26 protein-coding genes are annotated in these 25,794 nt (G+C 68.8%); 12 read left to right on the top strand and 14 right to left on the bottom strand.

Translation table 11 applies throughout. The features are described from left to right. Positions 1-188 precede the first annotated feature (188 nt). The 4 genes from AC04ME_RS02105 to AC04ME_RS02090 all read right to left on the bottom strand — a co-directional run bounded on the left by AC04ME_RS02105 (position 189) and on the right by AC04ME_RS02090 (position 3,786). A complete protein-coding gene (locus AC04ME_RS02105) occupies positions 189-1,304 on the bottom strand; it encodes a GntR family transcriptional regulator (protein WP_475433336.1) in 1,116 nt (371 codons plus the stop codon). 95 nt (positions 1,305-1,399) lie between these two features. Further along, positions 1,400-2,584, bottom strand: coding sequence for a MalY/PatB family protein (locus AC04ME_RS02100; RefSeq protein WP_475433334.1), 1,185 nt, complete (start codon positions 2,582-2,584; stop codon positions 1,400-1,402). 198 nt (positions 2,585-2,782) lie between these two features. Further along, positions 2,783-3,523, bottom strand: coding sequence for a 3-keto-5-aminohexanoate cleavage protein (locus tag AC04ME_RS02095; RefSeq protein WP_475433332.1), 741 nt, complete (start codon positions 3,521-3,523; stop codon positions 2,783-2,785). Between the two features lie 35 nt (positions 3,524-3,558). Beyond that, positions 3,559-3,786: a DUF2188 domain-containing protein gene (locus AC04ME_RS02090; protein ID WP_042540651.1), complete on the bottom strand. Its 228-nt coding sequence runs from the start codon at positions 3,784-3,786 to the stop codon at positions 3,559-3,561. A gap of 239 nt (positions 3,787-4,025) precedes the next feature. Here AC04ME_RS02090 and AC04ME_RS02085 point away from each other — a divergent pair, with 239 nt between their 5' ends. Then, positions 4,026-5,513: a serine/threonine-protein kinase gene (locus AC04ME_RS02085; protein WP_475433329.1), complete on the top strand. Its 1,488-nt coding sequence runs from the start codon at positions 4,026-4,028 to the stop codon at positions 5,511-5,513. 169 nt (positions 5,514-5,682) lie between these two features. On the opposite strand, the gene AC04ME_RS02080 is transcribed toward AC04ME_RS02085, so the two are convergent. Next, positions 5,683-6,144 carry a VOC family protein gene (locus tag AC04ME_RS02080; protein ID WP_475433327.1) on the bottom strand — a complete coding sequence of 154 codons (462 nt, stop codon included), beginning with the start codon at positions 6,142-6,144 and terminating at the stop codon, positions 5,683-5,685. A gap of 99 nt (positions 6,145-6,243) precedes the next feature. On the opposite strand from AC04ME_RS02080, the gene AC04ME_RS02075 reads away from it, so the two are divergent. The 3 genes from AC04ME_RS02075 to AC04ME_RS02065 all read left to right on the top strand — a co-directional run bounded on the left by AC04ME_RS02075 (position 6,244) and on the right by AC04ME_RS02065 (position 9,856). Beyond that, the gene (locus AC04ME_RS02075; RefSeq protein ID WP_475433325.1) at positions 6,244-7,185 is read left to right on the top strand and encodes a helix-turn-helix transcriptional regulator; all 942 of its coding nucleotides are present in this window, start codon (positions 6,244-6,246) and stop codon (positions 7,183-7,185) included. Positions 7,186-7,382: 197 nt separating this feature from the next. After that, positions 7,383-9,716: a phosphoribosylformylglycinamidine synthase subunit PurL gene (gene purL / locus AC04ME_RS02070; protein ID WP_475433323.1), complete on the top strand. Its 2,334-nt coding sequence runs from the start codon at positions 7,383-7,385 to the stop codon at positions 9,714-9,716. After that, positions 9,713-9,856 carry a hypothetical protein gene (locus tag AC04ME_RS02065; RefSeq protein WP_164481679.1) on the top strand — a complete coding sequence of 48 codons (144 nt, stop codon included), beginning with the start codon at positions 9,713-9,715 and terminating at the stop codon, positions 9,854-9,856. Before purL ends, AC04ME_RS02065 begins: the two co-directional genes overlap by 4 nt. Positions 9,857-10,079: 223 nt before the next feature. Here the strand turns inward: AC04ME_RS02065 and AC04ME_RS02060 are convergent, their stop codons facing one another. Then, positions 10,080-10,649 (bottom strand): TetR/AcrR family transcriptional regulator, encoded by a 570-nt coding sequence (locus tag AC04ME_RS02060; protein WP_231567518.1) that lies wholly within the window; start codon positions 10,647-10,649, stop codon positions 10,080-10,082. Between the two features lie 72 nt (positions 10,650-10,721). Here AC04ME_RS02060 and AC04ME_RS02055 point away from each other — a divergent pair, with 72 nt between their 5' ends. Together AC04ME_RS02055 and AC04ME_RS02050 are read left to right on the top strand one after the other, a co-directional pair. Next, the gene (locus AC04ME_RS02055) at positions 10,722-13,262 is read left to right on the top strand and encodes an MMPL family transporter (RefSeq protein ID WP_475433321.1); all 2,541 of its coding nucleotides are present in this window, start codon (positions 10,722-10,724) and stop codon (positions 13,260-13,262) included. Positions 13,263-13,358: 96 nt separating this feature from the next. Continuing rightward, positions 13,359-13,682, top strand: a complete 324-nt coding sequence (locus tag AC04ME_RS02050) for a cupin domain-containing protein (RefSeq protein ID WP_153302115.1) — start codon at positions 13,359-13,361, stop codon at positions 13,680-13,682. Between the two features lie 64 nt (positions 13,683-13,746). On the opposite strand, the gene AC04ME_RS02045 is transcribed toward AC04ME_RS02050, so the two are convergent. The 5 genes from AC04ME_RS02045 to phnD all read right to left on the bottom strand — a co-directional run bounded on the left by AC04ME_RS02045 (position 13,747) and on the right by phnD (position 17,815). Next, positions 13,747-14,373, bottom strand: a complete 627-nt coding sequence (locus tag AC04ME_RS02045; protein ID WP_475433318.1) for a TetR/AcrR family transcriptional regulator — start codon at positions 14,371-14,373, stop codon at positions 13,747-13,749. An 8-nt stretch (positions 14,374-14,381) separates the two neighbouring features. Then, a complete protein-coding gene (locus tag AC04ME_RS02040; protein WP_475433316.1) occupies positions 14,382-15,146 on the bottom strand; it encodes a tyrosine-protein phosphatase in 765 nt (254 codons plus the stop codon). Next, a complete protein-coding gene (gene phnE / locus AC04ME_RS02035; protein WP_475433314.1) occupies positions 15,143-16,036 on the bottom strand; it encodes a phosphonate ABC transporter, permease protein PhnE in 894 nt (297 codons plus the stop codon). The genes AC04ME_RS02040 and phnE overlap by 4 nt, the downstream gene beginning before the upstream one ends. Next, positions 16,020-16,772 carry a phosphonate ABC transporter ATP-binding protein gene (phnC, locus tag AC04ME_RS02030; protein WP_311877642.1) on the bottom strand — a complete coding sequence of 251 codons (753 nt, stop codon included), beginning with the start codon at positions 16,770-16,772 and terminating at the stop codon, positions 16,020-16,022. The genes phnE and phnC overlap by 17 nt, the downstream gene beginning before the upstream one ends. A 140-nt stretch (positions 16,773-16,912) precedes the next feature. Beyond that, complete coding sequence (gene phnD / locus AC04ME_RS02025; RefSeq protein ID WP_475433312.1) at positions 16,913-17,815, bottom strand: phosphate/phosphite/phosphonate ABC transporter substrate-binding protein; 903 nt, start codon at positions 17,813-17,815, stop codon at positions 16,913-16,915. Positions 17,816-17,984: 169 nt separating this feature from the next. Here phnD and AC04ME_RS02020 point away from each other — a divergent pair, with 169 nt between their 5' ends. After that, entirely contained in the window at positions 17,985-18,335 is a 351-nt protein-coding gene (locus AC04ME_RS02020; protein ID WP_309692843.1) for a TraR/DksA family transcriptional regulator, read from the top strand. 117 nt (positions 18,336-18,452) lie between these two features. On the opposite strand, the gene AC04ME_RS02015 is transcribed toward AC04ME_RS02020, so the two are convergent. Continuing rightward, positions 18,453-19,655, bottom strand: a complete 1,203-nt coding sequence (locus AC04ME_RS02015; protein WP_475433985.1) for a serine hydrolase domain-containing protein — start codon at positions 19,653-19,655, stop codon at positions 18,453-18,455. A gap of 343 nt (positions 19,656-19,998) precedes the next feature. Further along, positions 19,999-20,559 (bottom strand): ArsR/SmtB family transcription factor, encoded by a 561-nt coding sequence (locus tag AC04ME_RS02010; RefSeq protein ID WP_475433309.1) that lies wholly within the window; start codon positions 20,557-20,559, stop codon positions 19,999-20,001. A gap of 101 nt (positions 20,560-20,660) precedes the next feature. Between AC04ME_RS02010 and AC04ME_RS02005 the strand changes: the two genes are divergently transcribed. The 4 genes from AC04ME_RS02005 to AC04ME_RS01990 all read left to right on the top strand — a co-directional run bounded on the left by AC04ME_RS02005 (position 20,661) and on the right by AC04ME_RS01990 (position 24,445). Then, positions 20,661-21,530 (top strand): hypothetical protein, encoded by an 870-nt coding sequence (locus AC04ME_RS02005; protein WP_475433307.1) that lies wholly within the window; start codon positions 20,661-20,663, stop codon positions 21,528-21,530. Further along, entirely contained in the window at positions 21,527-22,282 is a 756-nt protein-coding gene (locus AC04ME_RS02000; protein WP_475433305.1) for a polyamine aminopropyltransferase, read from the top strand. Before AC04ME_RS02005 ends, AC04ME_RS02000 begins: the two co-directional genes overlap by 4 nt. Beyond that, on the top strand, positions 22,279-23,121 hold the full coding sequence (locus AC04ME_RS01995) for an SDR family NAD(P)-dependent oxidoreductase (RefSeq protein ID WP_475433303.1): 843 nt from the start codon (positions 22,279-22,281) through the stop codon (positions 23,119-23,121). The genes AC04ME_RS02000 and AC04ME_RS01995 overlap by 4 nt, the downstream gene beginning before the upstream one ends. A gap of 322 nt (positions 23,122-23,443) precedes the next feature. Beyond that, positions 23,444-24,445 (top strand): magnesium and cobalt transport protein CorA, encoded by a 1,002-nt coding sequence (locus AC04ME_RS01990; protein ID WP_079111971.1) that lies wholly within the window; start codon positions 23,444-23,446, stop codon positions 24,443-24,445. A gap of 12 nt (positions 24,446-24,457) precedes the next feature. Here AC04ME_RS01990 and AC04ME_RS01985 read toward each other — a convergent pair whose 3' ends face one another. Then, positions 24,458-24,985: a cytochrome C5 gene (locus tag AC04ME_RS01985; protein ID WP_475433301.1), complete on the bottom strand. Its 528-nt coding sequence runs from the start codon at positions 24,983-24,985 to the stop codon at positions 24,458-24,460. Positions 24,986-25,025: 40 nt separating this feature from the next. On the opposite strand from AC04ME_RS01985, the gene AC04ME_RS01980 reads away from it, so the two are divergent. Continuing rightward, positions 25,026-25,757 (top strand): SGNH/GDSL hydrolase family protein, encoded by a 732-nt coding sequence (locus AC04ME_RS01980; protein WP_079113861.1) that lies wholly within the window; start codon positions 25,026-25,028, stop codon positions 25,755-25,757. Positions 25,758-25,794 lie beyond the last annotated feature (37 nt).

Here is a 25,794-nt window from a genome sequence, read left to right as displayed (position 1 = left end):
CTTCGGCCTGCGGGCGGATCGCTGCGTTCGGGGGGTCTCCGCGTCCGACCGGATCTCGGCCTGCGGGGGCGGGCAGCGGTCTCGTATTCAGCATGATCGGCCGGGATCAGCGCCTCTACGACGGTTTCGAGCCGCGAATCCGAGATCCGTGCTGAATTGTGAACGCGCAGCCGGTCAGACGCGACGAGTCAGCCGCGCGGAGCGGCCGACGACGAACCGAGGATGAGCTCCGTGGGCAGCACGACCTTCTCGATCTCGCTCGGTGCGCTGATCTGGCGCCTCACCGACTCGACGGCCTTCTCGCCGAGAGTGCGCTGTTGCTGGCGGATGTGGGTGTAGCGGAACAGCCGTGTGTCGAACGTGGCATCCGGGTGGTCGAAGCAGACGATCGAGATGTCCGCCGGAACCTCGAGCCCGAGTCTGTGGCATGCCTCGCGCAGCATCAGCGCGATGTTGTACTCGGCCGCGACGTAGCCGGTGATGTCGGGATGCTCTTCGATGAACGCGACCAACCGGGCGATGTCCTGCTCGATGGTGTCGGCGCTGCCGGGCACGGTCGAGCCGATCGAGCGCAGCTCGGCGCTGTTCTCGAGGGGCAGATGGTTGGAGGCGTGAGCGTGGATGTACCCGTTGCGCCGATCGTCGCTCGATGAGACGTGGCTGGTCGAGCTCACGAATCCGACGGTCTTGTGTCCGAGGTCCAGCAGGTGCTCGGTCGCAGCGCGCCCACCCGCGAGGTTGTCGGAGCAGACGGCCGAGACCGGGATCCCGTCGAAGAGGCGGTCGAGGATCACGACGGGGAACTTCTTGGCGACCAGTTCGAGGGCGGCGGGCGGGATGTACTCCGACGAGCTCGGAAGCAGGATCAGGCCCTCGACACCGGCGCCGACCAGGGCGCGGATGCAGGCGTCCTCGTCGGCGAGGTCGCCTCCGGATCGCTTGAAGACGACATGGGTGTCGGCGCCGGTCGCCGCGAGGATGCCCTCGATCACCTTGTTGCCGAAGCTGTCGTCGAAGCTGGTGATCACGCACCCGATCAGAGAGGGGCTGCGGTCGGCGTCGTTCTGCGCACGGGCGGGAGCCTGCGGCGCCGTGGGCGTGAGGCTGGTGACCACCGTGCCGATTCGCGGGCGGCGCATGATCAGACCGTCGGTGCGCAAGAGATCGAGCGCCCGTTTGATCGTGATGGGGCTGACATCGAACCGGCTCGACAGCTCCGCCTCGGACGGCATCCGGTCGCCGACCGCGTACTCGCCCCGCAAGATCGACTCGCGCAACGCTTCGTACACCTGCTTGTAGAGCACGTCTGTCCGATCGTTTCAGCCAATAGTTATATTTAATCTACAGGCTTCGTGAACGGATGTCGCGCCGTACGCCACCGCGCCGTCACGGGAACGATTCACCGAGCCCGAACGGCATCCCCCATCGCGGCGAACGCCTGGCGCAGGATCGGCCGGGGAGTCGCGAACACGACGCGTACGAAGTCCTCGTACCCGCGTCCGAGCAGCGCCCCCTCGGTCAGCACGACTCCGGCGTGGTCGCGGAAGAAGGCGGCCGGCGCGCCCTCGATGCCCAGCGCGGTCGTGTCGATCCAGCCGATGTAGGTCGCGTCCGGTTCGCGATAGATCGCGCCGGGAAGATGTTCGGCGACGAGCGATCCCAGAAGGTGCCGCGTCTCGGAGAGATACGCGAGCACCCCGTCGAGCCATGGCTTGCCCTCGCGATAGGCCGCGGTCGACGCGACCACGCCGAGCGTCGCGGCTCCATGCTGCACCGAGAACCCGAACCGGCGGTAGAGCTCCTGGTCGGCGTCATTGGACGTGATCAGCTGAGCGGTCTTGAGCCCGGGGATGTTCCATGCCTTCGATGCGCTCGTGCCGGTGACGGTGTGCGCGGCCGTGGCCTCAGACACCGACGCATAGGGGATGAACGGCCGGCCGTCGAAGCGCAGCGGCGCGTGGATCTCATCCGCGAACACCCGACCGCCGTGGCGCTCCACGATCTCGGCGAGCGCCTCGAGCTCGGCTCTCTCGACGACGGTTCCGGTCGGGTTGTGCGGGTTGCAGAGCACGAGCGTGCGGGCACCGGCGGCGAACGCCTCATCGATGCGCTGGAGGTCGTGATGCCAGCGTCCGTCGACCTCGACACCGGGGATCTCGATCACCGGATGACCGATCGCGGGCAGATATGTCAGGAACGGCATATATGCGGGGGTGGGCACGATGACCGGTGATCCCGCGGGTGCGTACTCCTCCACCGCGACGCGCAGCGCGGCCATCACGTCGGACACCGGATGCACGCGCTCCGGATCGATCGCCCAGTCGTACTCCCGCTGCATCCACTCGGCGGTCGCCTCACCGAGCCGGGCGGCCAGCGGGGGCGACAGGTATCCGAGGTTCTCCTCGTCGATCGCTCGGTGCATGGCATCGGCGATCACGGGCGCGACGCCGAAGTCCATCTCGGCGACCCACGCGCCGATGCGTCCAGGGTGCAGACTCCACTTGCGGCTCTCAGGTCGATCGAGGTCGAACCTCGTGCGGGAGTCGAACGGATGCGGGTCAGTGCGCGCGCGGTGATCGGTCATGGCGAGCGGCTTTCAGCAGCCCACGAACCGACATCGAGCAGCGCCACCGGCACGACGGGTGCTCACGCGGTCACCCGTCGTCGGTCGACCGGCGCGGTCGGTGGTCGTGATCTCAGACACGAGTACTCCTTCACAGCGTGAGCTTCCACACTAAGGAAGGTCCTGTCGTCGTGCGATTCTCGTTTCGGTGAGTGACGGTCAGGATGCCGCGTCGCGTCGGCCGGCGAAAGCGATCCCGCTCGCCGTGCGCACCAGCGTCGCGTTGTCGGGAGCGGTCCGCCCATCGGGGAGGGAGAGCGTGTCTTCGAGTCCGATGCGCGAATCGAGTTCGAGCTCGACGGCGAGCGTGAACGCGGGCCACGCCGATCGCAGTTCCCCGTGCAGCAGGATCGGGATGTTCGGCTCGTCGAGCCGCACGTGCGCGATCAGACCCTCCGCGTGGCGACGAACGACCTCGACGGCCTCGTCGGGCAGTTCGATGAGCACGCGTGTGCATCGGCTGCGGACAGGCGACTGAGTCCAGGCCTCGAGCCCCGTCGCGTCCCAGATGCCCGCTTCGACTCCGACTCCGCGGCTGAGCAGCAGCTGGGCCACGTCGTCAGCACCGGCCTCATGCCAGTTGACGGATGCGAAGTCGGGGAGGTCCGTCCACTCCGAGATCGCGGCCAGCCGCCGCTCGACATCGGGCTCGATCCACGCTCCGGTCGTCACACCGATCGGCACCTCGGGGCACGCGGACCTCAAGGCCCGCAGCCACCGCCCGACGTCAGCGGCAGCCAGGCTGTCGCGCCCCGCGGCATCCTTCGGGTGCACATGGATCTCGGTCGCTCCCGCGGCCACGGCCCGCGCCGCATCAGCTGCGGAGAGGGCTGCGTCGGCGCTCAGTGCCGGATGCTCTGTTGCCGAACGGGCGCCGTTGATGCAGGCCTGCAACAGCATCCGTCGGTCTGATCGGTCCAACGAATCGCCGCCCATCAGTTCATGAGGTCGCGCGGATGCCAGTCATACAGATTTCCGGTGTCGGATGGTCCCTCGTCGGTGCGCACGGTGTGCTGCACCTGACGCGCCGCCGCTGCTCCGCGACCGGCCCGGACGGCTTCGTCTTGGGTCCCGAAGCTGGAACCCAGGGTGCGGGATTCGCCCTCGATGCGGTTGAACCAGATCCCGTCACGCTGGAAGGTCTCGATGTCGCCTGCGGCCATGCCACGTCCTTTCGATCTGCCTCCTTTCTATGTGACGGGCCTGACACCGGGAGAGCCCCTTGACAGCGTGCCGACCCGTCGTCAGACGGGCCATGAGCGTCGCGATGAGGGTCGCGATGAGGGTCGAAAGAGCGGACCATTCACCAAATAGTCGCGACGTCAAGCCCTGTGACGAGCTCTGCTCGTGCGGTTTACGGTTATCGGATGCATGACCCGGATGCATCAGCAGGGAGCAAGTGATGACGTTGGAAGTGGTCTCGCCCACGGCTGCACTCCTCGACGGACGGTACGTGCTGCACGACCGCGTCGGGCAGGGCGGCATGGCGACCGTCTATCGCGCTGAAGACACGCACCTCGGACGCATTGTCGCGATCAAGATGATCCACGGCGAGGGCCCGGTCGCATCGATCGAGCGGGCGCACACCGAGAAGGCGCTTCTCGCGTCGCTGAGTCACCCCTCGCTCGTGACGCTGTACGACGCGCAGCTCACCCCCGGGCGACCCCAGTACCTCGTGATGGAGTTCGTCGACGGACCGACCCTCGCCGCGCGCATGGCCGAAGGACCGCTGCCGCCCCGAGACGTCGCGCGCATCACTCGCGACCTCGCCGAGGGACTGGCCGCGGTGCATGCGGCGGGGATCGTGCACCGTGACGTCAAGCCGTCGAACGTGCTGCTGGCACGGGGTCGGCCGGGCCGGCCTCTCGCCGCGAAGCTCGCCGACTTCGGCATCGCCACGTCGATCGAGGACACTCGGCTCACGACGCCGGGGATCGTGCTCGGCACACTCACCTATATGGCTCCGGAGCAGCTGCGCGACGCCGCCCCCGGCACTCCGGTCGATATCTTCGCGCTGGGCCTGGTCGTGCTCGAAGCCCTCTCGGGGGAGACCGGATACGCCGCGCTCGGCTCCGGACGCGCGGCGGCGATCGCCCGCCTCGCGCAACCGCCGAGGATCTCCGAGACGGTTCCCCAGGAGTGGCGCGATCTGCTGACCCGCATGACGCGGCTCGAGCCCGAAGAGCGACCGACCGCGGCCGAGGTCGCTCGTGCAGCGCGAGGTCTGCTGCGGGGCTACGCGTCTGACGCCAACGGTTCCGCAGTCGCTGCGGCGGCGGCAGCCATCGTCGCGTCGGCCGGAGCGGATCCTGTGGCAAGCACGGCGCCGGTGGAGGATGCCGGTGCGGATTCAGCCCGCGGCGGGACTCGGCCGAGTGAGGCTGTCGTCGGTCAGCCGGACGGCAGCGCCGCACCGCCGGCGGCGCCGGAGGCCGCTGCCAGCCCGACAACCCGGACGACGCAGATCGCCGGCACCACCGGCGCGACGGCGGTGCTCGATGCGTCGTCACTCTCGCCGACGCGAGTGCGTGTGCGTCCCCACCCCCGCCGACGAATGCTCGTCGGCGCAGCGGGACTCGTCGCGACGGGTGCACTCGTCGTGGGTCTCGCGGCCTTCACCGCGCCGAACCCCGATCTCGGCCGGCTCGCGTCGGCTGTGGCGGCTCGCACCGTCGTGACGCCTGCGGAGACCACGCCCGCAGAAACCGTGACCGACGAGGCCCCCGCTGCACCGGTCGAGGTCGTCACCGACTCGGGCAATCAGGGCAACGGCAACAAAGAAGACAAGGCCGACAAGGGCAACCCGGGGAACTCCGGGAACTCGGGGAACTCGGGGAACTCGGACAAGGGCCAGTCCAACGGCAAGACGCCGAAGGAGAAGGACAAGTAGCACTGGCGAAACCCCTCGCGCTCGGCAGGTTCGTGCTGGCGGCGGGGTGGGTTCCGCGTCTCGGTTGACACCTCCCGTCGGCATCCACTCCGAACACCGACAGCAGGTGCCAACCCAAGAATTCGACCGCCGTCGCCCGGCCGCGACGGCGCGACAGTCTCGCCGTGCGTCAGCCCGCGTAGGCGGCCCGCACGTCGAGCACCCAGGTCACGCCGAAGCGGTCGGTGAGCATCCCGAACCCGGGTGACCACGCCGACGCGGCGAGCGGCTCGACGATCGAGGCGCCGTCTGCGAGAGCGTCCCAGTATCCGGTGAGCTCGTCGAGCGAGTCGGCGCGCAGCGACTGGAAGAAGGAGCGGTCGGTGATCGTCATCCCGTTCTCCCGCGAGGTCGTGCCTGCGGTCGCGTCAGAGTCATCCGCACCCGGGATGTCGTATGCCATCAACCGGAAGCCGTCGGCGTCCTCGACCTGCCCGAACACGATCTTGTCGGCGCCGGGCACGCCCGCAGGCATCCCGAAGTCGCCGTAGGTGGCGAGTGTCACCTCGCCGCCGAAGACAGTTCCGTAGAACTCGAGCGCCTGGCGAGCGGTGCCGCGGAAGTTCAGGTGGGTGGTGGTTGCGATGCTCATGATGTCTCCTCGATCGTCGGCGGCGGATTCGCCGTCGAGACCAACACTCACAGCAGAAGAGGACAGTTTCGGTCCTCTACCTGACGCAGAATGGATGCCATGACAGGCAGCTCCTCGCGCATGCTCGCCCTGCTCTCGCTGCTGCAGACGCAGCGCGACTGGCCGGGGCAGGTGCTCGCCGACCGCCTCGACGTCACACCGCGCACGGTGCGCCGAGACGTCGACCGCCTGCGCGAACTGGGCTATCGGATCAGCGCGATCAAGGGCCCGGACGGCGGATACCGGTTGGCCGCCGGCTCCGAGCTCCCTCCTCTGCTGTTCGACGACGAGCAGGCCGTCGCCATCGCGGTCGCGCTGCAGAGCGTCTCGGCCACGGGGATCGACATCGACGAGGGCGCGGCCCGTGCGCTGGCGACTGTGCGTCAAGTGATGCCATCGCGCCTACGGCACCGGGTCGACGGCATCCGCTTCACCGGCGTCGAGAACGAGACCCGGGTGGATCCGGCGGTGCTCGAGGCCGTCAGCGCCGCAGTGCGAGACCGGCACGTGCTGCGCTTCGACTACGGCGACCATGACCGCCCGGCCCGGCGCACCGAACCGCACGCCGTCGTCGCCCGCGAAGGACGCTGGTACCTCCTCGCGTGGGATCTCGAAGCCGACGACTGGCGCACCTTCCGACTCGATCGGATGACCCCGCGCATCCCGACCGGCCCCGCCTTCACGCCGCGCGAACTTCCCGCCGCCGACGCGCAGACCTACCTCGCGGCTCGCGCGAAGGGGTCGGATGCCGAGGACCGCTGGCCCTGCATCGGCGAGCTCGTGCTCGACCTGCCCGCCCGCGAGGTCGCGCAGTGGATCGGCCGCGACGGCACGGTGGAGCCCATCGACGACGTTTCGTGTCGCGTCACGGTCGGGTCGTGGTCGTGGGTTGGCATCCTCGCGTCGATCGCCCGCTTCGATGCGCAGTTCACGGTCGTCGGGCCACCCGCTCTGGCGGATGCTGCTCGCACCCTCACGGGGCGGTTCGCCGCCGCATCCTGATCTGCGGCCTGCATCGCTTCCCGTGCGTGGTCAAAAGTGCATGCCCCAGCGTTGATTCGGATGCCTTTTCGACCACGCACCCGGTTCAGGATGCCTTTTCGACCACCCACTCGTCATGCTCCTCCGCCCGGGCGATCGGCCACAGCATCCCCCGGTAGACTGGCCATGCCCCGCCGGCCCCTCATCTAGGAGTGCGCGTGACCACCGCCCCTGCACCTGCCCACAAGCACGTCCCCGACTCCGTCGAGAACGCAGCCGCGACTCCGGAGAAGCAACAGCCCTACGCAGCGCTGGGCCTCAAGGACGACGAGTACGCCCGCATCAGGGAGATCCTGGGCCGCCGCCCCACCTCCGGTGAGCTGGCCATGTACTCCGTGATGTGGTCGGAGCACTGCTCCTACAAGTCCTCGAAGAACTACCTGCGCCGTTTCGGCCAGAAGGTCTCAGACGAGATGAAGGAACGCCTGATGGTGGGCATGGGCCAGAACGCGGGCGTCATCGACGTCGGCGAGGGCTGGGCCGTCACATTCAAGGCCGAGTCGCACAACCACCCCTCGTTCATCGAGCCGTTCCAGGGTGCGGCCACCGGCGTCGGCGGCATCGTCCGCGACATCATCTCGATGGGCGCGCGCCCGGTCGCGATCATGGACGCCCTGCGTTTCGGCGCGATCGACCACCCCGACACCGCCCGCGTCGTGCACGGCGTGACCAGCGGCATCAGCTTCTACGGCAACTGCCTGGGCCTTCCGAACATCGGCGGCGAGACGGTCTTCGACTCCGTCTACCAGGCCAACCCGCTCGTCAACGCGCTCGCGGTCGGCGTCCTTCGCCACGAAGACCTCAAGCTCGCCAATGCCACGGGCGTCGGCAACAAGGTCGTGCTGTTCGGCGCCCGCACGGGTGGCGACGGCATCGGCGGCGCCAGCATCCTGGCATCCGACTCGTTCGACAGCACCGGACCCACCAAGCGCCCCGCGGTGCAGGTGGGCGACCCGTTCGCCGAGAAGGTGCTCATCGAGTGCTGCCTCGAGCTCTACCGCGACGAGCTCGTCGAGGCGATCCAAGACCTCGGCGCCGCGGGAATCTCGTGCGCGACCAGCGAGCTCGCGGCCAACGGCAACAGCGGCATGAAGGTCTCGCTCGACAACGTCCTGCTGCGCGACCCCTCGCTCACGGCTGAGGAGATCCTCATGTCGGAGTCGCAGGAGCGCATGATGGCGATCGTCGCCCCCGAGAAGCTCGACGCGTTCCTCGCGGTCGTGCAGAAGTGGGACGTCGAGACCTCGGTGCTGGGCGAGGTCACCGGAGACGGCCGACTCATCATCGACTGGCAGGGCGAGCGCATCGTCGACGTCGACCCCTCGACCGTCGCGGTCGACGGCCCGGTCTACGACCGCCCGGTCGCGTACCCGACGTGGATCGACGCACTGCAGGCGGATGCCGCCGAGAACCTGCCCCGCTCGAACGACCCCGAGGTGCTGCGCGAGCAGTTCCTCGACCTGGTCGCCTCGCCGAACCTGGCCGACACCCGCTGGATCACCAACCAGTACGACTACTACGTGCTCGGCAACACGGCCCTCTCGTTCCCCGATGACGCCGGCATGATCCGCGTCGACGAGGAGTCGGGTCTCGGCTTCGCGATCTCGACCGACGCGAACGGCCGCTACTGCCAGCTCGACCCGTATGCAGGTGCGCAGCTGGCCCTGGCCGAGGCGTACCGCAACGTCGCCGTCACCGGCGCCGTGCCCACCGCGATCACCGACTGCCTGAACTTCGGCTCTCCCGAGAACCCCGAGGTCATGTGGCAGTTCGGGCAGACCGTCGACGGTCTCGCCGACGGATGCTACGAGCTCGGCACCCCGGTCACCGGCGGCAACGTCTCGTTCTACAACCAGACCGGCGACGTGCCGATCCACCCGACCCCGCTCGTCGGCGTGCTCGGCATCATCGACGACGTCTCGCGCCGCATCCCCTCGGGATGGCAGGACGAGGGCCAGAACATCTACCTGCTCGGCACGACCTCGACCGAGCTGTCGGGTTCTGCGTGGGCCGAGACCGTGCACCAGCACCTCGGCGGACTGCCCCCGAAGGTCGACCTCGCGGGCGAGAAGCGCCTCGCAGGTCTGCTCGGCGCGGCACGCGACGAGTGGCTGATCTCGTCGGCGCACGACGTGTCGGAGGGTGGCCTCGCTCAGGCCCTCGCCGAGGGCGTCTCGCGCTTCGGCGTCGGCGCCCGCGTCTGGCTCAACGAGATCATCGAGCGCGACGGAGTGGATGCTGCGACCGCACTGTTCTCCGAGTCGACCGGTCGCGTCATCGTGACTGTCCCGCGTGAGGACGACGTGAAGTTCCGTGGGCTCTGCGAGGGCCGCGACTACCCCGTGATGCGCATCGGCGTGACCGACTCCGAGGGCGCGAAGCTCGAGGTGCAGGACGTCTTCACGGTTCCCGTCGCCGAGATCCGCGAGCGCTCGCAGGCAACCCTGCCCGCCGCCTTCGGCCCGACCGTCAGCGAGCCGGTCAGCGCATGAGCGGCGACGGCCTGAGCGAGGACTACGGCGACCTGGGCGAGAAGCGCAATCGCCGCCTGCGCATCGTCGCCTGGAGCGTCATCATCGCGCTCATCCTCGGCGGCGGCGGCGCGACCGTCATCACGCTGCTGCTCGGCTGAGTTCGGGTCCTCCTCCTTCGGGTGCCGGGGCGGGTCGCGTGCTCCTTCGCGCCTCGTGCTCGTCTCCCGTCGGAGTCGGGTCGACGAAGCAGTCGACGAGATGGCGACGAAGGCCGCCCGGCCGAGGCGAGGAGCGGATGCGACGTCGTTCGCGTACGGGCATCGATCGGGTCTGGATGCGCAGACGGGTGGCCGGACGGCGGTGGCTCGGTGAGCCGGACGACTACCGCGAGAAGAAGAAGCGGGTCAGCCGCACGATCGAATCAGGGTCGTGGTGCTCGCGCCCCAGCGATTCGACGATGATCGCGCCGAGGATCGCTCGTCCGAGCTGCTCGACAGGCGCCTCCTCAGCGAGCTGCCCGTCGCGGATGCCACCTCGGAGGCGTTCGGTGAGGTACTTCTCGACCCCGAGGCTGTCGCCGAGGTGCGCTCCGACTCCGGCGTCCTCCGTCGCCGCGGCGACGAGCGAGCGCAGAAGAGCGCCTCCCTCGGGCGCCTCGAGGATCGACAGCACGCTGCGCAGCCAGGTCTCGACATCGGCGGCGAGGTCTCCGGTGTCGGGAACGACGAAGTCGACGGGGATGAGCCGACCTTCCGCGAGGCATTCGCCGATGAGGGCTCCGCGTGACGGCCACCAGCGATAGATGGTCTGTTTGCCGACGCCGGCCTCTTTCGCGATGCCTTCGATCGTGAGCCGGTCGTACCCTTGGTTGTGGAACAGACGAGAGGTCGCGTCGAGGATCGCTTCACGGGCAGCAGTGCTGCGCACGGGTCCGCTTCGATGCTCGTTCACCACACGTTCAGGATAACCACAGAACACTAGACGAGACGCCCCGTATGATCTATCCGTCTGAAGGAGATCGTTGTGGCTGCACTGCTGTACCGCCTGGGTTCGTTCGCTGCACGCAAGGCGTGGACGGTGATCGTCTCGTGGGTCGTCATCCTCGGTCTGGGTGTCGGCGCGTTCCTCACCCTCGGGGGCACACTGAGCAACAGCTTCGACATCCCCGGCACTGCCTCGGGTGCCGTGACCGACCAGCTCGCCGAGAAGCTGCCCGACACCGCCGGCGGCACGGGAACCGTGGTCTACCAGACGACCGACGGATCGGCCTTCACCGAACAGCAGAAGCAGGAGATCTCGGATCTCGCGTCGAGCGCCGAGGATCTCGACGGCGTCGCATCCGTGATCGATCCGTTCGACGCTCAGCAGCAGCAGGCCGTGCAGGCGCAGGACCTCGCTGACGGCAAGGACCAGATCGACGGCGGCCGCGCCCAGCTGGATGCCGGTCAGACCCAGCTCGATGACGGACGCACCCAGCTCGATGCGGGTCTCGAACAGCTCACCACCGCTCGATCACAGGCCGAGGCGGGCGGTGCTCCCGCCGAGCAGCTCGCGGCGTTAGACGCTCAGATCGCCGCCCTCAACGGCCAGCTCACCGAGCTCGACGCCCAGCAGAAGACGATCGACGAGTCGCGCGACGAGCTCGACGCCAACGCCGAGAAGGTCGACCTCGGATCCACGCTCCTCGATCTCACGAACGGCATCGGCGTCGTATCCGAAGACGGCTCGACCGCGATCGTCAACGTCTCGTTCGAAGACCCCCGCCTCGAACTCTCCGAAGAGGTCAAGCAGGGCACGATCGAGCACTTCGACTCCTCCCCGATCGATGGCGTCGAGGTGAACTTCGGCACCGACATCGCGCAGGGGGTCCCCGAGATCTTCGGCGTCGGAGAGGCGATCGGCCTCGCATTCGCTGCGGTCGTGCTGATCGTGATGCTCGGCACGCTCATCGGCGCGGCCCTGCCGATCGTCACGGCAGTCGTCGGCGTGGGTGTCGGCGTGACCGCATCCCTCGCCTTCTCGGGCGTCGTCGACATGGCATCCGTCACCCCGGTGCTCGGTGTGATGCTGGGCCTCGCGGTCGGCATCGACTACTCGCTCTTCATCGTGAACCGGCACCGCAAGCAGCTACTGAACGGCGTGCCGGTGAGGGAGTCCATCGGCCTCGCCACCGGCACCTCGGGAACCGCCGTCGTATTCGCCGGCACCACGGTCATCGTCGCTCTGCTCGCCCTCAACGTGACGGGCGTGCCGTTCCTCGGCCTCATGGGCACGGTCGGCGCAGTCTGCGTCGCGGTCGCCGTGCTCGTCGCGATCACGCTCGCCCCCGCGATCCTCGGACTCGTCGGCACTCGCCTGCTCAGCGGCAGGGCCCGCGCCACGATCGGGCAGCCGCATGCCGCGGGCAAGCCCGTGAAGCAGATGTCGACGCTGCGTGCGATCGTCACCGTGCTCGTCAGCGTCATCGCGCTGCTGATCGTCGCGATCCCGTCGATGTCGATGCGCCTCGGCCTGCCCGACGGTGCGAGCGAGCCCTCCGACTCGACCAGCTACCGCGCGTTCCACATCGTCGACGAGCAGTTCGGCGAGGGGGCGAACGGTCCGCTGCTCGTCACCGCCACTCTCGACGACGCGGTCAGCGACGACGACCTGCTCGCCACGCAGGTCGAGATCGCCCAGACTCTCTCCGACCAGGACGACGTCGTCGGCGTCGCCCCGATCGCGACGTCCGACGACAACACGCTGCTCGCGTTCCAGGTGCTCCCCGCAGAGGGCCCGAACAGCGCCTCCACAGAGAAGCTCGTGCAGGACATCCGCGCACTGCCGCAGCTCGACGGCGGCATCACTCTCGGAGTCGCCGGCCAGGCGGCCACCAACATCGACATCTCCGAGGCGCTGGCCGGCGTGCTGCCGCTCTACCTCGTGGTCGTCGTCGGGCTCTCGCTGCTCATCATGATCGTCGTGTTCCGCTCGCTGCTCGTGCCCATCATCGCGACCGGAGGCTTCGTGCTCTCGCTCTTCGCGACCTACGGCCTGATCGTCGCCGTGTTCCAGTGGGGCTGGGGCGCCGAGATCATCGGTCTGCACAGCACCGGTCCGATCCTGAGCTTCCTGCCGGTGATCCTCGTCGGCATCCTGTTCGGGCTCGCGATGGACTACCAGCTGTTCCTCGCCTCGGGCATGCGCGAGGCGTATGTGCACGGCGCCTCAGCCCGGGATGCGGTGGCCCAGGGCTTCCGAGCCGGACGCTCGGTCGTCGTCGCCGCGGCACTCATCATGGTCTCGGTCTTCGGCGGGTTCATCTTCTCGGAGTCGACGATCATCCGCTCGATCGGCTTCGGCCTCGCCTTCGGTGTGCTGCTCGACGCCTTCGTCGTGCGGATGCTGCTCATGCCCGCGCTCATGCACCTGCTCGGCCGTTCGGCCTGGTGGCTGCCGCGGTGGCTCGACCGCATCCTCCCCAACGTCGACATGGAAGGTGCAGCGCTCGAGCGCGACCACCCCGGCGTGCGGACCGACACGGTTCAGGTCGTCGCTGCCGCAGACGACGCAGAAGCGCGCTGACGTCACGCATCCCGGAACCCGGATGAGGCGGCAACAGCACGCCGCCTCTTCCGCGGACGCTCGAGCGTGGGTAGCCTCGGCCAGCAAGGAGGCACCATGGCCATCGCACCCGTCGACGTGGCCCTCGACGCGAACATCGAGGGCCACCTGATCGGCTCACCCGTCAGCATCATCCGCGAGTTCACCTCGACCCTCGGCAGCGGGCCGCGACTCCACCGGCATCCGTACGTCGAGACCTTCGTGATCCACCGCGGCCGCGCGCTCTTCACCGTGGGCGACGAGCAGGTCGTCGGATCCGGAGGACAGGTGCTGGTCGTCCCGGCGCTCGTCAGCCACCGTTTCGAGGTGCTCGACGGCGGCACCTATGAGGCCACCCACATCCATTCGAGCGATCGGTTCATCACGGAGTGGCTGGAGTAGTCACTTTTCTCGCCACCCGGCGTGCGATCCCCAGCCGGATGACCTCGGCGACCCGCACACCGGGTCAGACCACCATCCCGCGCCAGATCACCTCGACGGCAGCCCTCAGACGGGCGGCGACTGCAGGGTCGTCCATCCGGTCGCCGCGCACGACGATCTGGTAGTACGCGGTGCCGGCGATCGCATCGAAGCACGCGTCGACGTCGAGATCCGGGCGCAGCTCACCGCGCGCGATCCCTGCGCGCAGCGCGTTCAGCAGCGGCACCCGCCTTCGCGACACATGCGACTGCCAGTACGCCTTCTGCAGTGCACGGTCCGACATCACGAGCCGGATGCGCTGACGGAACCGCTCCTCCGCATACCCGGATGCCGCAACCGACAGAGCCACTCCGCTCTCGCCGAGCCCGAGCCCGTCGAACAGCGCATCGCGAAGATCGACATCGTCCGGATACTCCGGCGGCACCATGCGCCCGACGTCGAGCGCGGCCGCGATCAACGTCGTGAGCGACGGCCATCGGCGGTACAGCGCCGCCCGACTCACCCCGCTCCGCGCCACCACGCGGCTGACAGTCACCTCCTCCCCCGCGTCGATGATCTCGAGCGTCGCGGCGACGATCTGCCCATCGATGTCCTCATCACGCGGACGGCCGGGGCGGCGGCGAACCGCAGCCCCGACAGCATCCCGTGCCACAGCCGTGATCACACCAGCGCCCGCTCGCGAAGACGCGTGATCGTCGCGTCCGACAGCCCGGCCGCTCGCAGCGGTGCGAGAGCATCGCCGTGCTGCTCGCGGAGCGTGTCGAGCAGGGTGCGCATCGACACCTCCATCGAGCCTTCGAGCAGCGCCGCGCTGGCCCCGGCGGCACCCGCGTCGAACCCGAGCGCCTTCCACATCGCGCCCATCACGGGAGCAGTGCGCTGCATGATCGCGACCATGTTGCCGCCGGTGAGGGCATAGTCGGCGACGATGTCGTCATCCGCCGCACCGAGAGCGAGCAGCAGCATCGCCGCGACCACACCGGTGCGATCGCGCCCGGCCGCGCAGTGGAACGCCGCGGTTCCCGGAGTGTGCGCGATGACGTTCAACGCCGTGACCAGCTGCGGTGCGGCGACCTCGACCATGCGCAGGTACATCCGCCCCATCGCGTCATGGGTGAGCCCGGGGGCATCCCGGTTCATCGACTCTCCGACATCCGCGATCAACGGCAGGTGGTGGTAGGCCACGGGGTACTCGGCGAGAGGGCCGCGACCGGTGACCGAGACCTCCAGCGGCGAGCGCAGGTCGATGATCGCGGTGAGCCCTGCGGCGACGAGCTGTGCGGCGACGTGGGTCGTCACGTAGGCGAGGTCGTCGGTGCGAATGGCGAGGCCCTCGCGCAGCACGCCGCCGTCGATCGGAATGCCGCCGAGATCGCGCAGGTTGACGGGGGCGCTGAGCACCAGGTCGATGTCGGCGATGGTCATGTGATTCTCCTTCGGATGAGGGCGCTGCCCTGGTCGATCGCCGTGACGAGCACGATGATGCAGATGATGATGGCGCTGAGGTGTCCGTAGTCGTACATGCGCATCGCGGTGGTCAGCTCGAGGCCGATGCCACCGGCGCCGACGAGACCCAGGATGGTCGCGCCTCGCACGTTGCCTTCGAACAGCAGCAGCGTGTACGAGGTCAGCAGCGGTGCGGACTGCGGCAGGATGCCGTATTGGATGACCTGCCGCTTCGAGGCGCCGACGGCCTCCATCGCGACGACCGGTCCGCGGTCGACCTGCTCCATGGCCTCGGCGAAGATCTTGCCGATCGATCCGATCGATCCGAGGGTCATGGCCAGGATGCCGGCGAACGGGCCGAGTCCGACGGCCGAGACGAACATGAGCGCGAACACGAGATCGGGCACCGAGCGGATGATGTTCATCACCCATCTCGTCGGGTAGTAGACCCACTTCGGCGCGATGTTCGACGATGCGCCGAACGCGGCGAGCAGCGACAGCACGGCGCCGAGCACCGTGCCGACGACAGCCATCTGGAACGTCTCGAGCAGCAGCGCGAGGATGGTGCCGATCTTCGAGAAGTCCGGCGGGAACAGCCGGGAGAGGAACTCGCCCATGTTGATGGCGCCGTCACCCAGTCTGATGAAGTTGAACTCGGCGCCGTTGAACGACCAGATCAGCAGCAGCGCGGCGATCGGCAGGCCGATCAGGAAGCGAGCCCGCGGGATGCGGAACGCGCGCTCCAGGCGCGAGCGCTCCCCGGCATCCAGGGTCGGGCGCGTGGACGGCCGGTCGGCCTTGCCGCCTGGGCCATCCGTCGAGCGGCCCGCCGGGCCATCCGTCGAACGGGGATCAGTGGTGAGCGTCATCGTCGTGCTCCTCGTCGTCGTAGAGCGGCGCGAGTGCCGCGGCATCCAGCTGCGATGTGGCGCCCGCGACCAGCATCCGTCCGTGCCGCAGGCCGATGATGCGGTCGCTGTGCGCGAGGGCGAGCGGCAGCACATGCAGGCTGACGAGCACCGGGATGCCGTCTTCGGTGGCGATCTCGCGCAGCAGTTCGAGCACCGAATCGGCGAGCTTGGGGTCGAGCGATGCGACCGGCTCGTCAGCGAGGATCACCTTGGGCTGCTGCATGAGCGCCCTGGCGATCGCCACGCGCTGCTGCTGGCCGCCCGAGAGCGACCGCGCAGGGGCAGTGGCCTTGTGAGCGATGCCGACGCGGTCGAGCAGTTCGAGCGCGCGGCGGCGATGCGCGGTCGAGAAGCCGCCCACCAGATTGATCGCGCCGGCGCCGTGCAGCGCTCCGGTGAGCACGTTCGTCATGACGCTGAGCCGCGGGATCAGGTTGAACTGCTGGAACACCTGGCCGACATCCGAACGCAGCGTGCGCAGCTCGCCGCGCGCGAGGTTGGTGACGTCATGGCCGGCGACCCTGACCGACCCCGCAGAGATCGGGGCGAACCCGGTGAGGCTGCGCATGAGGGTCGATTTGCCCGAACCCGAGGCGCCGAGAAGCGCGACCATCTCACCGGGGAACAGGTCGAGGTCCACGCCGTCGAGCACCGTGGTGGCGTCATACGCGACGCTGAGGTCGCGCACCGACACGAGCGGGAGCGCCTGCCGGACTTCGGCCGTGGGCGTGCGGCCGGGGGCGGACGTTTCGTCTCGTCGCTCCGCTCCTCGCTCAACGACCAGGACTTCTTTGCTCGTTGAGCGAGCGGAGCGAGACGAAACGCTCGCACTCGTCATTTCAGGTCCTTGAGCTCGACACCGGCGACCGCCGCGATCTCGGCGAACGACTCGAACGACGAGCCGTCGGGGTCGACCGTCTGCTCGGCCGCGGCGAAGGCACCGTAGGCTCCGAGAGCTTCGGCGTTCTCGGGGGAGAAGACCTCGGCGATGCCGTCCTGGATGAGCTTGCGCGTCTCGTCGTCGAGCGACTGACGTCCGAGCACCGCGCCCTGGATGTCCATGGCCGGGCTCTCGCCCACCGCGCGCCACTCGCCGTCGGCGAAGGGGAACATCGGGGCGCCCAGCTCGGTGAGCATGACAGCGGTGCACGCGGCATCGACCTGCCCCTGCTGCAGCGCCGCGAAACTGCCCTCGTGGCCGCCCGCGAAGATCGCCTCGTAGTCGGTCCCCTGCTCGAGCCCTGCCTCGTGCAGCATGTGCACCGGCATGAAGTAGCCCGAGCTCGACGCCTGGTCGGCGAAGGCGACGGTCTTGCCCTCGAGGTCTTCGACAGTCTCGATCGGCGAATCGTTCAGCACGACGCAGGTCGAGACGGGCTTGCCGTCTCCCTGGAAGGCGACGAGTGCGTCGACCTCGCCCGTGTTGACGGCGAGCGCCGAGGGGAAACCGCTCATGATGCCGATGTCGACGTGGTCGGCGCGGATCGCCTCGACCACGCTCAGGTAGTCGGGCACATCGGTGATCTCGACATCGCGGCCGGTGGACTCTTCGAGGAGTTCGGCGAAGACCTCGATCGGGTTCTCAGCGGTGGGGTCGTCGCCGACGGGAAGCGTCGCGATCGTGATGGGAGCGTTCGGGTCGGCGGGAGCCGCTTCGGCGGTCGGGCTCTGGCAGCCGGTCAGGGCGAGGGCGGCGAGGCCGAGGAGGCCGACGGCGGGCAGGGTGAGGCGGCGCATGATGACCTTTCGGGAGGAGGCGTTCCCGAATTCCGAGAACAGGAGTATTCCAACTCGCGAAGGTGACAGGGAATTACGAGACCGCCGTACTCGAAACGGAACGCTGAGTGAACGGCTGGTGTCGGTGCTCGCGGGCACGGATGTCGGTGACCGGGCCTAGAGTGTGCGGATGACCCCTGACGTCCGTGCTCGCCTCGAGCAGCTGCGCGCCCGGGCGGCAGAGCGGGTCGCAGCGACCGGGGCCACCCTCGCCGAGCTGATGCACGACCGGGAGGGGTCGAACGACGACGACGAGCACGACCCCGAGGGCGTCACGCTCTCGTCGGAGTGGTCACGGCTGACGGGGCTCGCCGAGGCGGCGGCATCCGAACTCGCGCAGGTCGACGATGCGATCGCTCGGTGGGATGCCGGCACCTACGGAATCTGCGCGAACTGCGGCCGCCCGATTCCGCAGGCTCGCCTCGAGGTCCGCCCGTTCGCGACGCACTGCGTCGCCTGTGCCGAGAAGCTCGGCCTCTGAGCCGGAGCTCTTGCCGACCTGACGACGTGTCATCGCGGGCGGCTCAGCCGTCGTCGCTCGACGACTGAGCGCGCCGCGACGCCCGACACCAGGTCACCAGTTCACCAGGTCACCGGGTCACCAGAGGAACGTGACGCCCACGGTGAGCACCGCTCCGAGCACGGCGACCGCCCACCAGTACCACGCCCGCCGGCGAGGGAGGAAGGGCAGGCGAGCCCGCGACCCACGGAGGACGAGGATGCCGATCGCGGCGAGCGCCGGCGCGAACGCGATGCCCCATACCCAGCCGCCGACGGAGAACCACGGTCCGCTGTGCCAGAGCAGCAGGAGGCCGAAGGCCGCCCAGATCAGGTCGCCGATCGACGGCAGCAGCGCCTTCACGCGGAACGCGCGGATCAGGGCGACCAGGCTCAACAGCAGTGCGAGCCCGAAGATGCCCCACGCGAGGCCGACGGATGCGCTGTCGACCGCGGGAATCGGCGCGCCCGACACATACGACATGGCGATGTAGTCGGCCGGGGCCACGGTGTTCGACAGCGCGAGGAAGGCGGTGCCGGCCTCCCGATTGAGGGTGAGCATGGTGCGGAATCCCCCGGTTCCGCCGTTGTGCCAGGTCTGCAGGCCGTCGCCGTCGAACGATGCCGACGTGATCCATCCCCATCCGATCTCAGCCCCCTCTCCCATGGGCGCGGTCGGGTCGAGGGCTGCTGAGCCTGGGGCGGTGCCGTCGAGGTTGGCCTGCGCCCACAGCGCGAGGTCTGCCGCGGTGGTGAACGTCGACGCGCCGGCGGGCAGGTAGCCCTCTCCCCACCACCGAGGAGCGGGGACGCCGTTGATCAGGAATCCGGGCACGGCATCAGCCGGCACCTCGTCGGCCGTCGCCGTGACGACCGTGTCGTCCATGCCGAGCGGTTCCGTGATGCGCTCCCTCAGCAGGGCCGCGTAGTCGTCGGCATCCGCTGCCTCGACCAGCGCCGTTCCGAGCAGCGAGACGGCGAAGTTCGAATAGACCGACCCCTGATCGGGGTCGACCGGGGCGACTGCGGCGTCGGCGATCAGCTGCTCGGTCGTCGTGGTCGCGTAGGGGTTCTCGTTGAGGAGGACGCCGCTCAGTGCCTCCGCCTCCGCCGTGGCGCCGAGTCCGGGCAGCCCCGACGAGTGCTGCGACAACGACGCGAGCGTCACCTCGCCGGCGGCCGTGCCCTCGAGGTCGGGAAGATGTTCGGCGAGCTGATCGTCGGCGCTGACCTCTCCGCGCTCGATCGCGTCGGCGAAGAGTGCGCCGGTGAAGGTCTTGGTGATGGATCCGAGCTCGAACACCGTGTCGGCGGTCGGGGCTCCAGTGTATGACGGGTCGGCGTCGCCGAGCCCGGCGAAGACCGCTCCGTCCGGGCCGATCTCAGCGACCGAGAGCGCCCGGAAGCTGTCGAGACTGCCGGGAAGCGAGCGGATGCGGTCGGCGAGCGCCTCATCGCCTGCGGTCGACGCGCTGACCGTCTGCTGCTGCGGACCGATCGCCGCACCGAGTGCGACGCCGACGACCGCAGCGACGCCGATCACGGCGAGGATCGCTCGCGTGGGGCGGCGGCGCGGGGCATCCGCTGCGCTCTGGCGGTCCTGCAGGTCTGGGGACGGGATCGAGGGGGTGGTCACGGTGGGCTCCTCAGCTCGAAGCGATCATGGTCAGGACGAGAAGGGGCACCACGCGGGCGGCCGGCACCTCGTAGTGCCCGCGGCGCGGCGAGACGAGCCACCCCGCAGTGACGAGCTGCCGCAGGTGGTGGTAGAGCTGGCCCGACGAGGCGAGGTGCTCGAGCTGCAGCAGCTCGGCCGTCGTGTGCGCTCCGCGCATCACCTGCCGCACGAGCTCGATGCGCGCCGGGTGCCCCAGGGCTTCGAGCGGACGGGCGAGATCGCTCCAGTCGTGCGCGAGCAGCCCTTCGGCGTGCAGGCCGTACTGCCAGCGCACCGGCCCCGCCTGCGTCTCGACCGCACCGGCCATCATCACCGCGCCGGGCGCACGGCGTCCGAGCTCGTTCACGAACCAGAGCGGATCGTCGGCGCCGGTCGGCTCGGGCGCAGCATCCGCCGCCTGCGGCTCCGCACCCGATTCCGCACCGTCAGCGGGTGCGGAGGCGTGAGCAGCGAGTGCGGACAGCCGTGCGACCTCGTGCTCGAGGTCGGCCAGTCGGCGCTCGATCGTGCTCTGGTCGTCGGGTTCCATGGTTCGAACCTATCAAAAGTTCGTAATTACGTAAAACAGATGGGCGAGAAGGCGGAACCGCGGGCGACGCCGCGAAGCCCGAGAAGTAGGCTGAGGACATCATGGACGAGTTCATCCGGGGCTTCTGGATCTTTGCGGGCAACTACTGGTGGCTCGCCTTCCCGATCCTCGGCATGGCCGGAGGTGCCGCGAAGGCGTGGGAGCGCAGCGCGAAGCGCCGCCACGAACGACGCATCGAGACTCTGCGCCTCAAGGCCGAGATCAAGACCGCCCAACTCGAGGCGCGCAACGGCCGTGCGAAGCGCATCGGCCCGGCCGTCGTCGACACCACGGCATCGGTCACGCCGAACACCCTGCTCGAGCGTCTCTTCTCCGAGCACGACGAGATCACCGCCCGCTGGCTCGACTACGAGCTCGACGTCGCGAAGCTCATCGCCTTCCCCGCCATGAGCGACGGCCGCCAGCCGCTGGTCGCCGCCTTCCTGCGGGCCAAGAAGACGGCGGATGCGCTGCGCCCGCCGTCTGCCGACTCGACCGTGACCGAGCGGCAGGTCTCGGAGTACCTCGACGCGGTGGGCGCGTATGCCGTGGCATTCGAGATCGCCGAGAAGGATGCCCGCAGGCTGCGCGACTCGACCTTCACCGAACCCGAGCGCAAACGTCTGGACCGTGCGCAGCAGCTGCTCAAGGTCGCGGTCGACGAATCCGCGACACAGGCAGAACGCAACGTCGCCTACCGCCGCGTGCGCGACGAACTGGAAGGGCTGATCCTGCTGAGCGACGAGGCCGTGCAGGTGCTCGAGAAGCAGGTGGCCCGTGAGCTGCCCGAGCACGCGACGGCAGCCGCCTCGCCTGCTCCAGAGCCCGACAGGATCGTCCTGCCCTCCGCGACGAAGACACCCCCGCCCCGAACCAGAACAGCCGAGCCCGCGCAGCCGAGCGCGGACGACGACCGGGAGACCCCGCAGTGATCACCCGATTCGAAGAGCTCGACTGGCAGAAGACCCCGATCGGCGAGCTGACGCTGCGCCGACGCACCGAGCCTGCAGTCGGCCAGGAGATCTACGAGGTCAGGCTCGGCGACGAATATCTCATGTCGAGCCTGTTCACGGTGGCCGAGGAGGAGCTGTCGAACCTGGGTCTGGCCGCTGTCGGCGGCGACGGTCTCTCGGTCCTCGTCGGAGGGCTCGGGCTCGGATACACCGCGGTCGCCGCACTGCGAGACGAGCGCGTGGCTTCGCTCACCGTGGTCGATCGGCTCGGGGCTGTGATCAGCTGGCACCAGCGCCGCCTGCTGCCCGTGTCGGCAGAGCTCGTCGATGACCCGCGCACCAGTCTGGTCGAAGACGACTTCTTCGCCCTGGTCCGGGCAGCACCCCGTGAAGACCACCCCGGATACTCCGCGATACTGCTGGACGTCGACCACTCGCCGCGCCACCGACTCGACCCCACGCACGCCGACCTCTACACCGCGGACGGCCTGCGTGCGCTCGACCGGCACCTCGCCGCCGCCGGCGTCTTCGCCCTGTGGTCGGACGATCCGCCCGACGAGGACTTCATGGGCCTGATGCACAGCGTGTTCGATGATGCGGTCGCCCACGTGGTCGACTTCGCGAACGCCGTCACGGGCGGCACCTCCTCGAACACCGTCTACGTCGCGCGCAGCCGCCGCACTGCGGATGCGGATGCGACCGCCGGGCATGCACAGAAGGTGGCCTCGTGACCCCGAAGACGGTCGTGCTCACCGGAGCATCCGACGGCATCGGCGCAGCCGCAGCGCGCCAGCTCACCGCATCCGGTCACCGACTCATCCTCGTCGGCCGCTCTGTCGAGAAGACGCGGGCAGTCGCCGCCGACACCGGTGCCGAGTGGTTCACCGCCGACTTCGCCAGGCTCGACGACGTGCGCGAGCTCGCGACGAAGATCGCCGGCACCGTGGGCGACGGCGGGATCGACGTGCTCGCGAACAACGCCGGTGGCATCTTCGGCGATCAGACCCCGACGGTCGACGGCTTCGAGAAGACCCTGCAGGTGAACCACCTGGCGCCGTTCCTGCTGACGAACCTGCTGCTGCCCCAGCTGCGCATCGGCCGCGCGTCGATCATCAACACGTCGAGCGTCGCGCACCGCCTGTTCGCGCGGCTGGACATCGACGACCTCGACAATCGCAAGAATTTCAGCGCGAACAGGGCCTATGGCGACGCGAAGCTCGCCAACGTGCTGTTCACGAAGAGTCTGCACACCAAGTTCCACGGCGAGGGCCTGAGCTCGGTCGCCTTTCACCCCGGCACCGTGCAGACGAACTTCGCCTCGGACTCGAACACGCTCATGCGGTTCGTCTACCGCACCCCGCTCAAGCGTCTGCTGCTGATCAGCAGCGAGAAGGGCGGCAGCACGCTGAGCTGGTTCGTCGAGGGAACGCCCGACGAAACCTGGATCTCGGGCGAGTACTACGACGAGCGGGTGCTGACACGTCGCGTGAATCCGCGCATCGAGGATGCCGCACTCGCCGAGGCGCTGTGGCAGAAGAGCGCCGAACTCGTCGGCATCAGCGCGAGCTGACACGAGCGCCGGCGCCGAGCCCGGCATCCCGCACGTTCCGGCAGGCAGCCCAGGACCGCGGAGACCTCTCCCAGACGGCAGGAGTATGCTGGCGAGTCGGGTCACGTGACCCGTTCAGAGCGCAAGAGGCGGTGATGGCGATGTCCGGTGATAGTTGCGACGCCGCCCCCGTTGCGTCGCGTCTGACGGCATCCGTGCGTTGAGCTTCGGCTCCGCACCTGCACGTCCTGCTTCGCAGCCGTCGGCGGCGTCTTCCGCCCCCTGACGAATTCTGCGCACGCCCTCTCTGATCCGGCGTGCGCCTGCGAGAACGGAGCCAGCCATGGCCCTCATCGACAACGGCGTGTACGTGCACGGACGCCGCGTGGAGACCCCGAAGAACCTCGACGAGACCTACCGGTCGCTCGACGCCCACGGCGGCATCGCGTGGATCGGCCTGTATCGACCGAGCCCCCTCGAGGTCGCCTCGGTCGCGCGCGAATTCGACCTGCATCCGCTCGCCGTCGAAGACGCGCTCTCGGGCCACCAGCGATCGAAGGTCGAGCGCTACGGCGACACGCTCTTCGCCGTGCTGCGCCCCGCTCGCTACCGCGACGAGCAGGAGTCGATCGAGTTCGGCGAGCTGCACCTGTTCGTCGGCCCCGACTTCGTGGTGACGATCCGGCACGCGGAGTCGCCCGACCTCGCGGCCGTCCGCCGCCGCATGGAGGCGCACCCCGAGCTGCTCGCGATGGGACCGGAGGCGGTGTTCTACGCGATCCTCGACGAGGTCGTCGACGGCTACGAGCCGATCGTCACCGGGCTGCTCAACGACATCGACGAGATCGAGGACCAGCTCTTCGGCGACAGCGATGACGACGCCCTGTCCCGGCGCATCTACGAGCTCTCGCGCGAGGTCATCAACTTCCAGCGTGCGGTGCACCCGCTCGCCGGGATGCTGGAGTGGCTCCGCCGCGGCTCGGAGAAGTACCGCATCGACGAGGAGCTGCAGCGGTCGCTGCGCGATGTGCTCGACCACGTCATCCGCGTCAATGAGCGCGTCGACTCGTTCCGGGCGATCCTCGAAAACGCCCTCACGGTGCATTCCGCTCTCGTCGCACGACGGCAGACCGAGGCGGGGCTGGCCCAGAACGACGAGATCAAGAAGATCTCCTCGTGGGCGGCGATCATCTTCGCGCCCACGCTCGTCGGCACGGTCTACGGCATGAACTTCGAGGTCATGCCCGAGCTGCACTGGGCACACGGATACCCGATGGCGATCGGAGCGATGGCCGCCTTCGCGGTCGCCCTCTATGGGGTGTTCAAGTACAAGAAGTGGTTGTGAGGCCGGGCGGGCTCAGCGGTCGTCGCCGCTGAGCCGGTCGAGCAGGTCGTCGATGTCGTCGACCTCGACGGTCTCGACCTCGGCGCGATCGCGCACCTCGATGTTGGCGACGTCGAGGTCGTCGTCGAGCTGCACGAGGATCCGCGAGTCAGGGAACTGCTTCGGCGCGTCGAAGGCGATCAGCACCGCGTCGGCGAACACCACCACGGAGGTGGCCTCGAGATCGTCGCGCAGGTCGATCTGCTCGAGCACCGGCTCGTCGTCGACAGCCTCGTCGATGTCGTCGGCGACCTCGTCGATCACCGCACGCCACCGCGTCTCGGACACCGACAGGATGCGCGTGATCGCCTCGAGCAGCGCGTCGTCGTCGAGTGTCTCCTCGTCGTCCTCCAGCTCGGGATCGACGTTGACCGTCACCACCGCGCCGGCGGCATCGATGGTCGCGCGGCCGTAGACGAGACCGTTCTCGGCGACCGGATCATCGAGAAGGCCGCTGTCGACGATGCGGGCGAGAAGGTGGTCGAGCAGTGACGAGGCCATGAGACCAGTCTTCCACGTCGCCGCCGCTAGGCTCGTGTGCGTGCCGAATGCAGACGCCCCCGCCTCCGCCGCATCCGACCTCAGCCGCATCGCGGCGTCGCTCGTCGGCCCCGATCCGCTGAACTGGGTCATCACCGGCGACTCGATCACCCACGGACTCGTCCACACGCAGGGCGGTCGCAGCTATGCCGAGCATCTGCACGAGCTGATCCGCGGCGAACTCGCGCGCACCCGTGACGCCGTCATCAACACCGCGATCAGCGGGCACCGAATCACCGACATCCTGGACGACTGGGATCGCCGCGTCGCGTCCTGGCAGCCGGACATCGTCACCCTCATGATCGGCACGAACGACATGGCGACCGGCCCCGGTCAGGTCACCGTCGAGCCCGCCGCGTTCGCCGCCTCGCTGCGCGAGTTCGTCTCGCGAGTGCGCGCGTCCGGCGCTGTTCCGGTGCTGCAGACCCCGCCGTCGATCGACGTGGCGAACGCACCCGGGCGCGAGCGGATCATCGAGTTCGCGGATGCCGTGCGCGAGGTCGCCGCATCGGAGGACGTGATCCTCGTCGACCAGCACGCCCGTTTCACCGAGCTCGGCAACGGCGGTGTGCCGTGGGGGCTGATGGGCGACCCGTTCCACCCGAACGCCGCGGGTCATGCCGCACTGGCGCTCGAGCTCGCGAACGCGCTCGACATCTGCCCGCCGCACGACCGCGACCGCACCCTGCCGCTGCTCGAGGCGCAGGTCGCGATGGCGCGCCTCAACGCCTGAGCCGACTCCGCCCACCCCGTGGTGGGTGGTCACACGC

The sequence above is a fragment of the Microbacterium sp. LjRoot205 genome (assembly GCF_056175745.1).
Note: the sequence above shows the minus strand (reverse complement) of the source record. Positions and strands in the feature narration are given on the sequence as shown.

Coding starts and splice junctions, on each gene's coding strand:
- AC04ME_RS02100 (WP_475433334.1), bottom strand. CDS start 2,584: ATGACCGATCACCGCGCGCGCACTGACCCGCATCCGTTCGACTCCCGC.
- AC04ME_RS02095 (WP_475433332.1), bottom strand. CDS start 3,523: ATGCTGTTGCAGGCCTGCATCAACGGCGCCCGTTCGGCAACAGAGCAT.
- AC04ME_RS02090 (WP_042540651.1), bottom strand. CDS start 3,786: ATGGCCGCAGGCGACATCGAGACCTTCCAGCGTGACGGGATCTGGTTC.
- AC04ME_RS02085 (WP_475433329.1), top strand. CDS start 4,026: ATGACGTTGGAAGTGGTCTCGCCCACGGCTGCACTCCTCGACGGACGG.
- AC04ME_RS02080 (WP_475433327.1), bottom strand. CDS start 6,144: ATGAGCATCGCAACCACCACCCACCTGAACTTCCGCGGCACCGCTCGC.
- AC04ME_RS02075 (WP_475433325.1), top strand. CDS start 6,244: ATGACAGGCAGCTCCTCGCGCATGCTCGCCCTGCTCTCGCTGCTGCAG.
- AC04ME_RS02065 (WP_164481679.1), top strand. CDS start 9,713: ATGAGCGGCGACGGCCTGAGCGAGGACTACGGCGACCTGGGCGAGAAG.
- AC04ME_RS02050 (WP_153302115.1), top strand. CDS start 13,359: ATGGCCATCGCACCCGTCGACGTGGCCCTCGACGCGAACATCGAGGGC.
- AC04ME_RS02040 (WP_475433316.1), bottom strand. CDS start 15,146: ATGACCATCGCCGACATCGACCTGGTGCTCAGCGCCCCCGTCAACCTG.
- phnE (WP_475433314.1), bottom strand. CDS start 16,036: ATGACGCTCACCACTGATCCCCGTTCGACGGATGGCCCGGCGGGCCGC.
- phnD (WP_475433312.1), bottom strand. CDS start 17,815: ATGCGCCGCCTCACCCTGCCCGCCGTCGGCCTCCTCGGCCTCGCCGCC.
- AC04ME_RS02020 (WP_309692843.1), top strand. CDS start 17,985: ATGACCCCTGACGTCCGTGCTCGCCTCGAGCAGCTGCGCGCCCGGGCG.
- AC04ME_RS02010 (WP_475433309.1), bottom strand. CDS start 20,559: ATGGAACCCGACGACCAGAGCACGATCGAGCGCCGACTGGCCGACCTC.
- AC04ME_RS02005 (WP_475433307.1), top strand. CDS start 20,661: ATGGACGAGTTCATCCGGGGCTTCTGGATCTTTGCGGGCAACTACTGG.
- AC04ME_RS01990 (WP_079111971.1), top strand. CDS start 23,444: ATGGCCCTCATCGACAACGGCGTGTACGTGCACGGACGCCGCGTGGAG.
- AC04ME_RS01985 (WP_475433301.1), bottom strand. CDS start 24,985: ATGGCCTCGTCACTGCTCGACCACCTTCTCGCCCGCATCGTCGACAGC.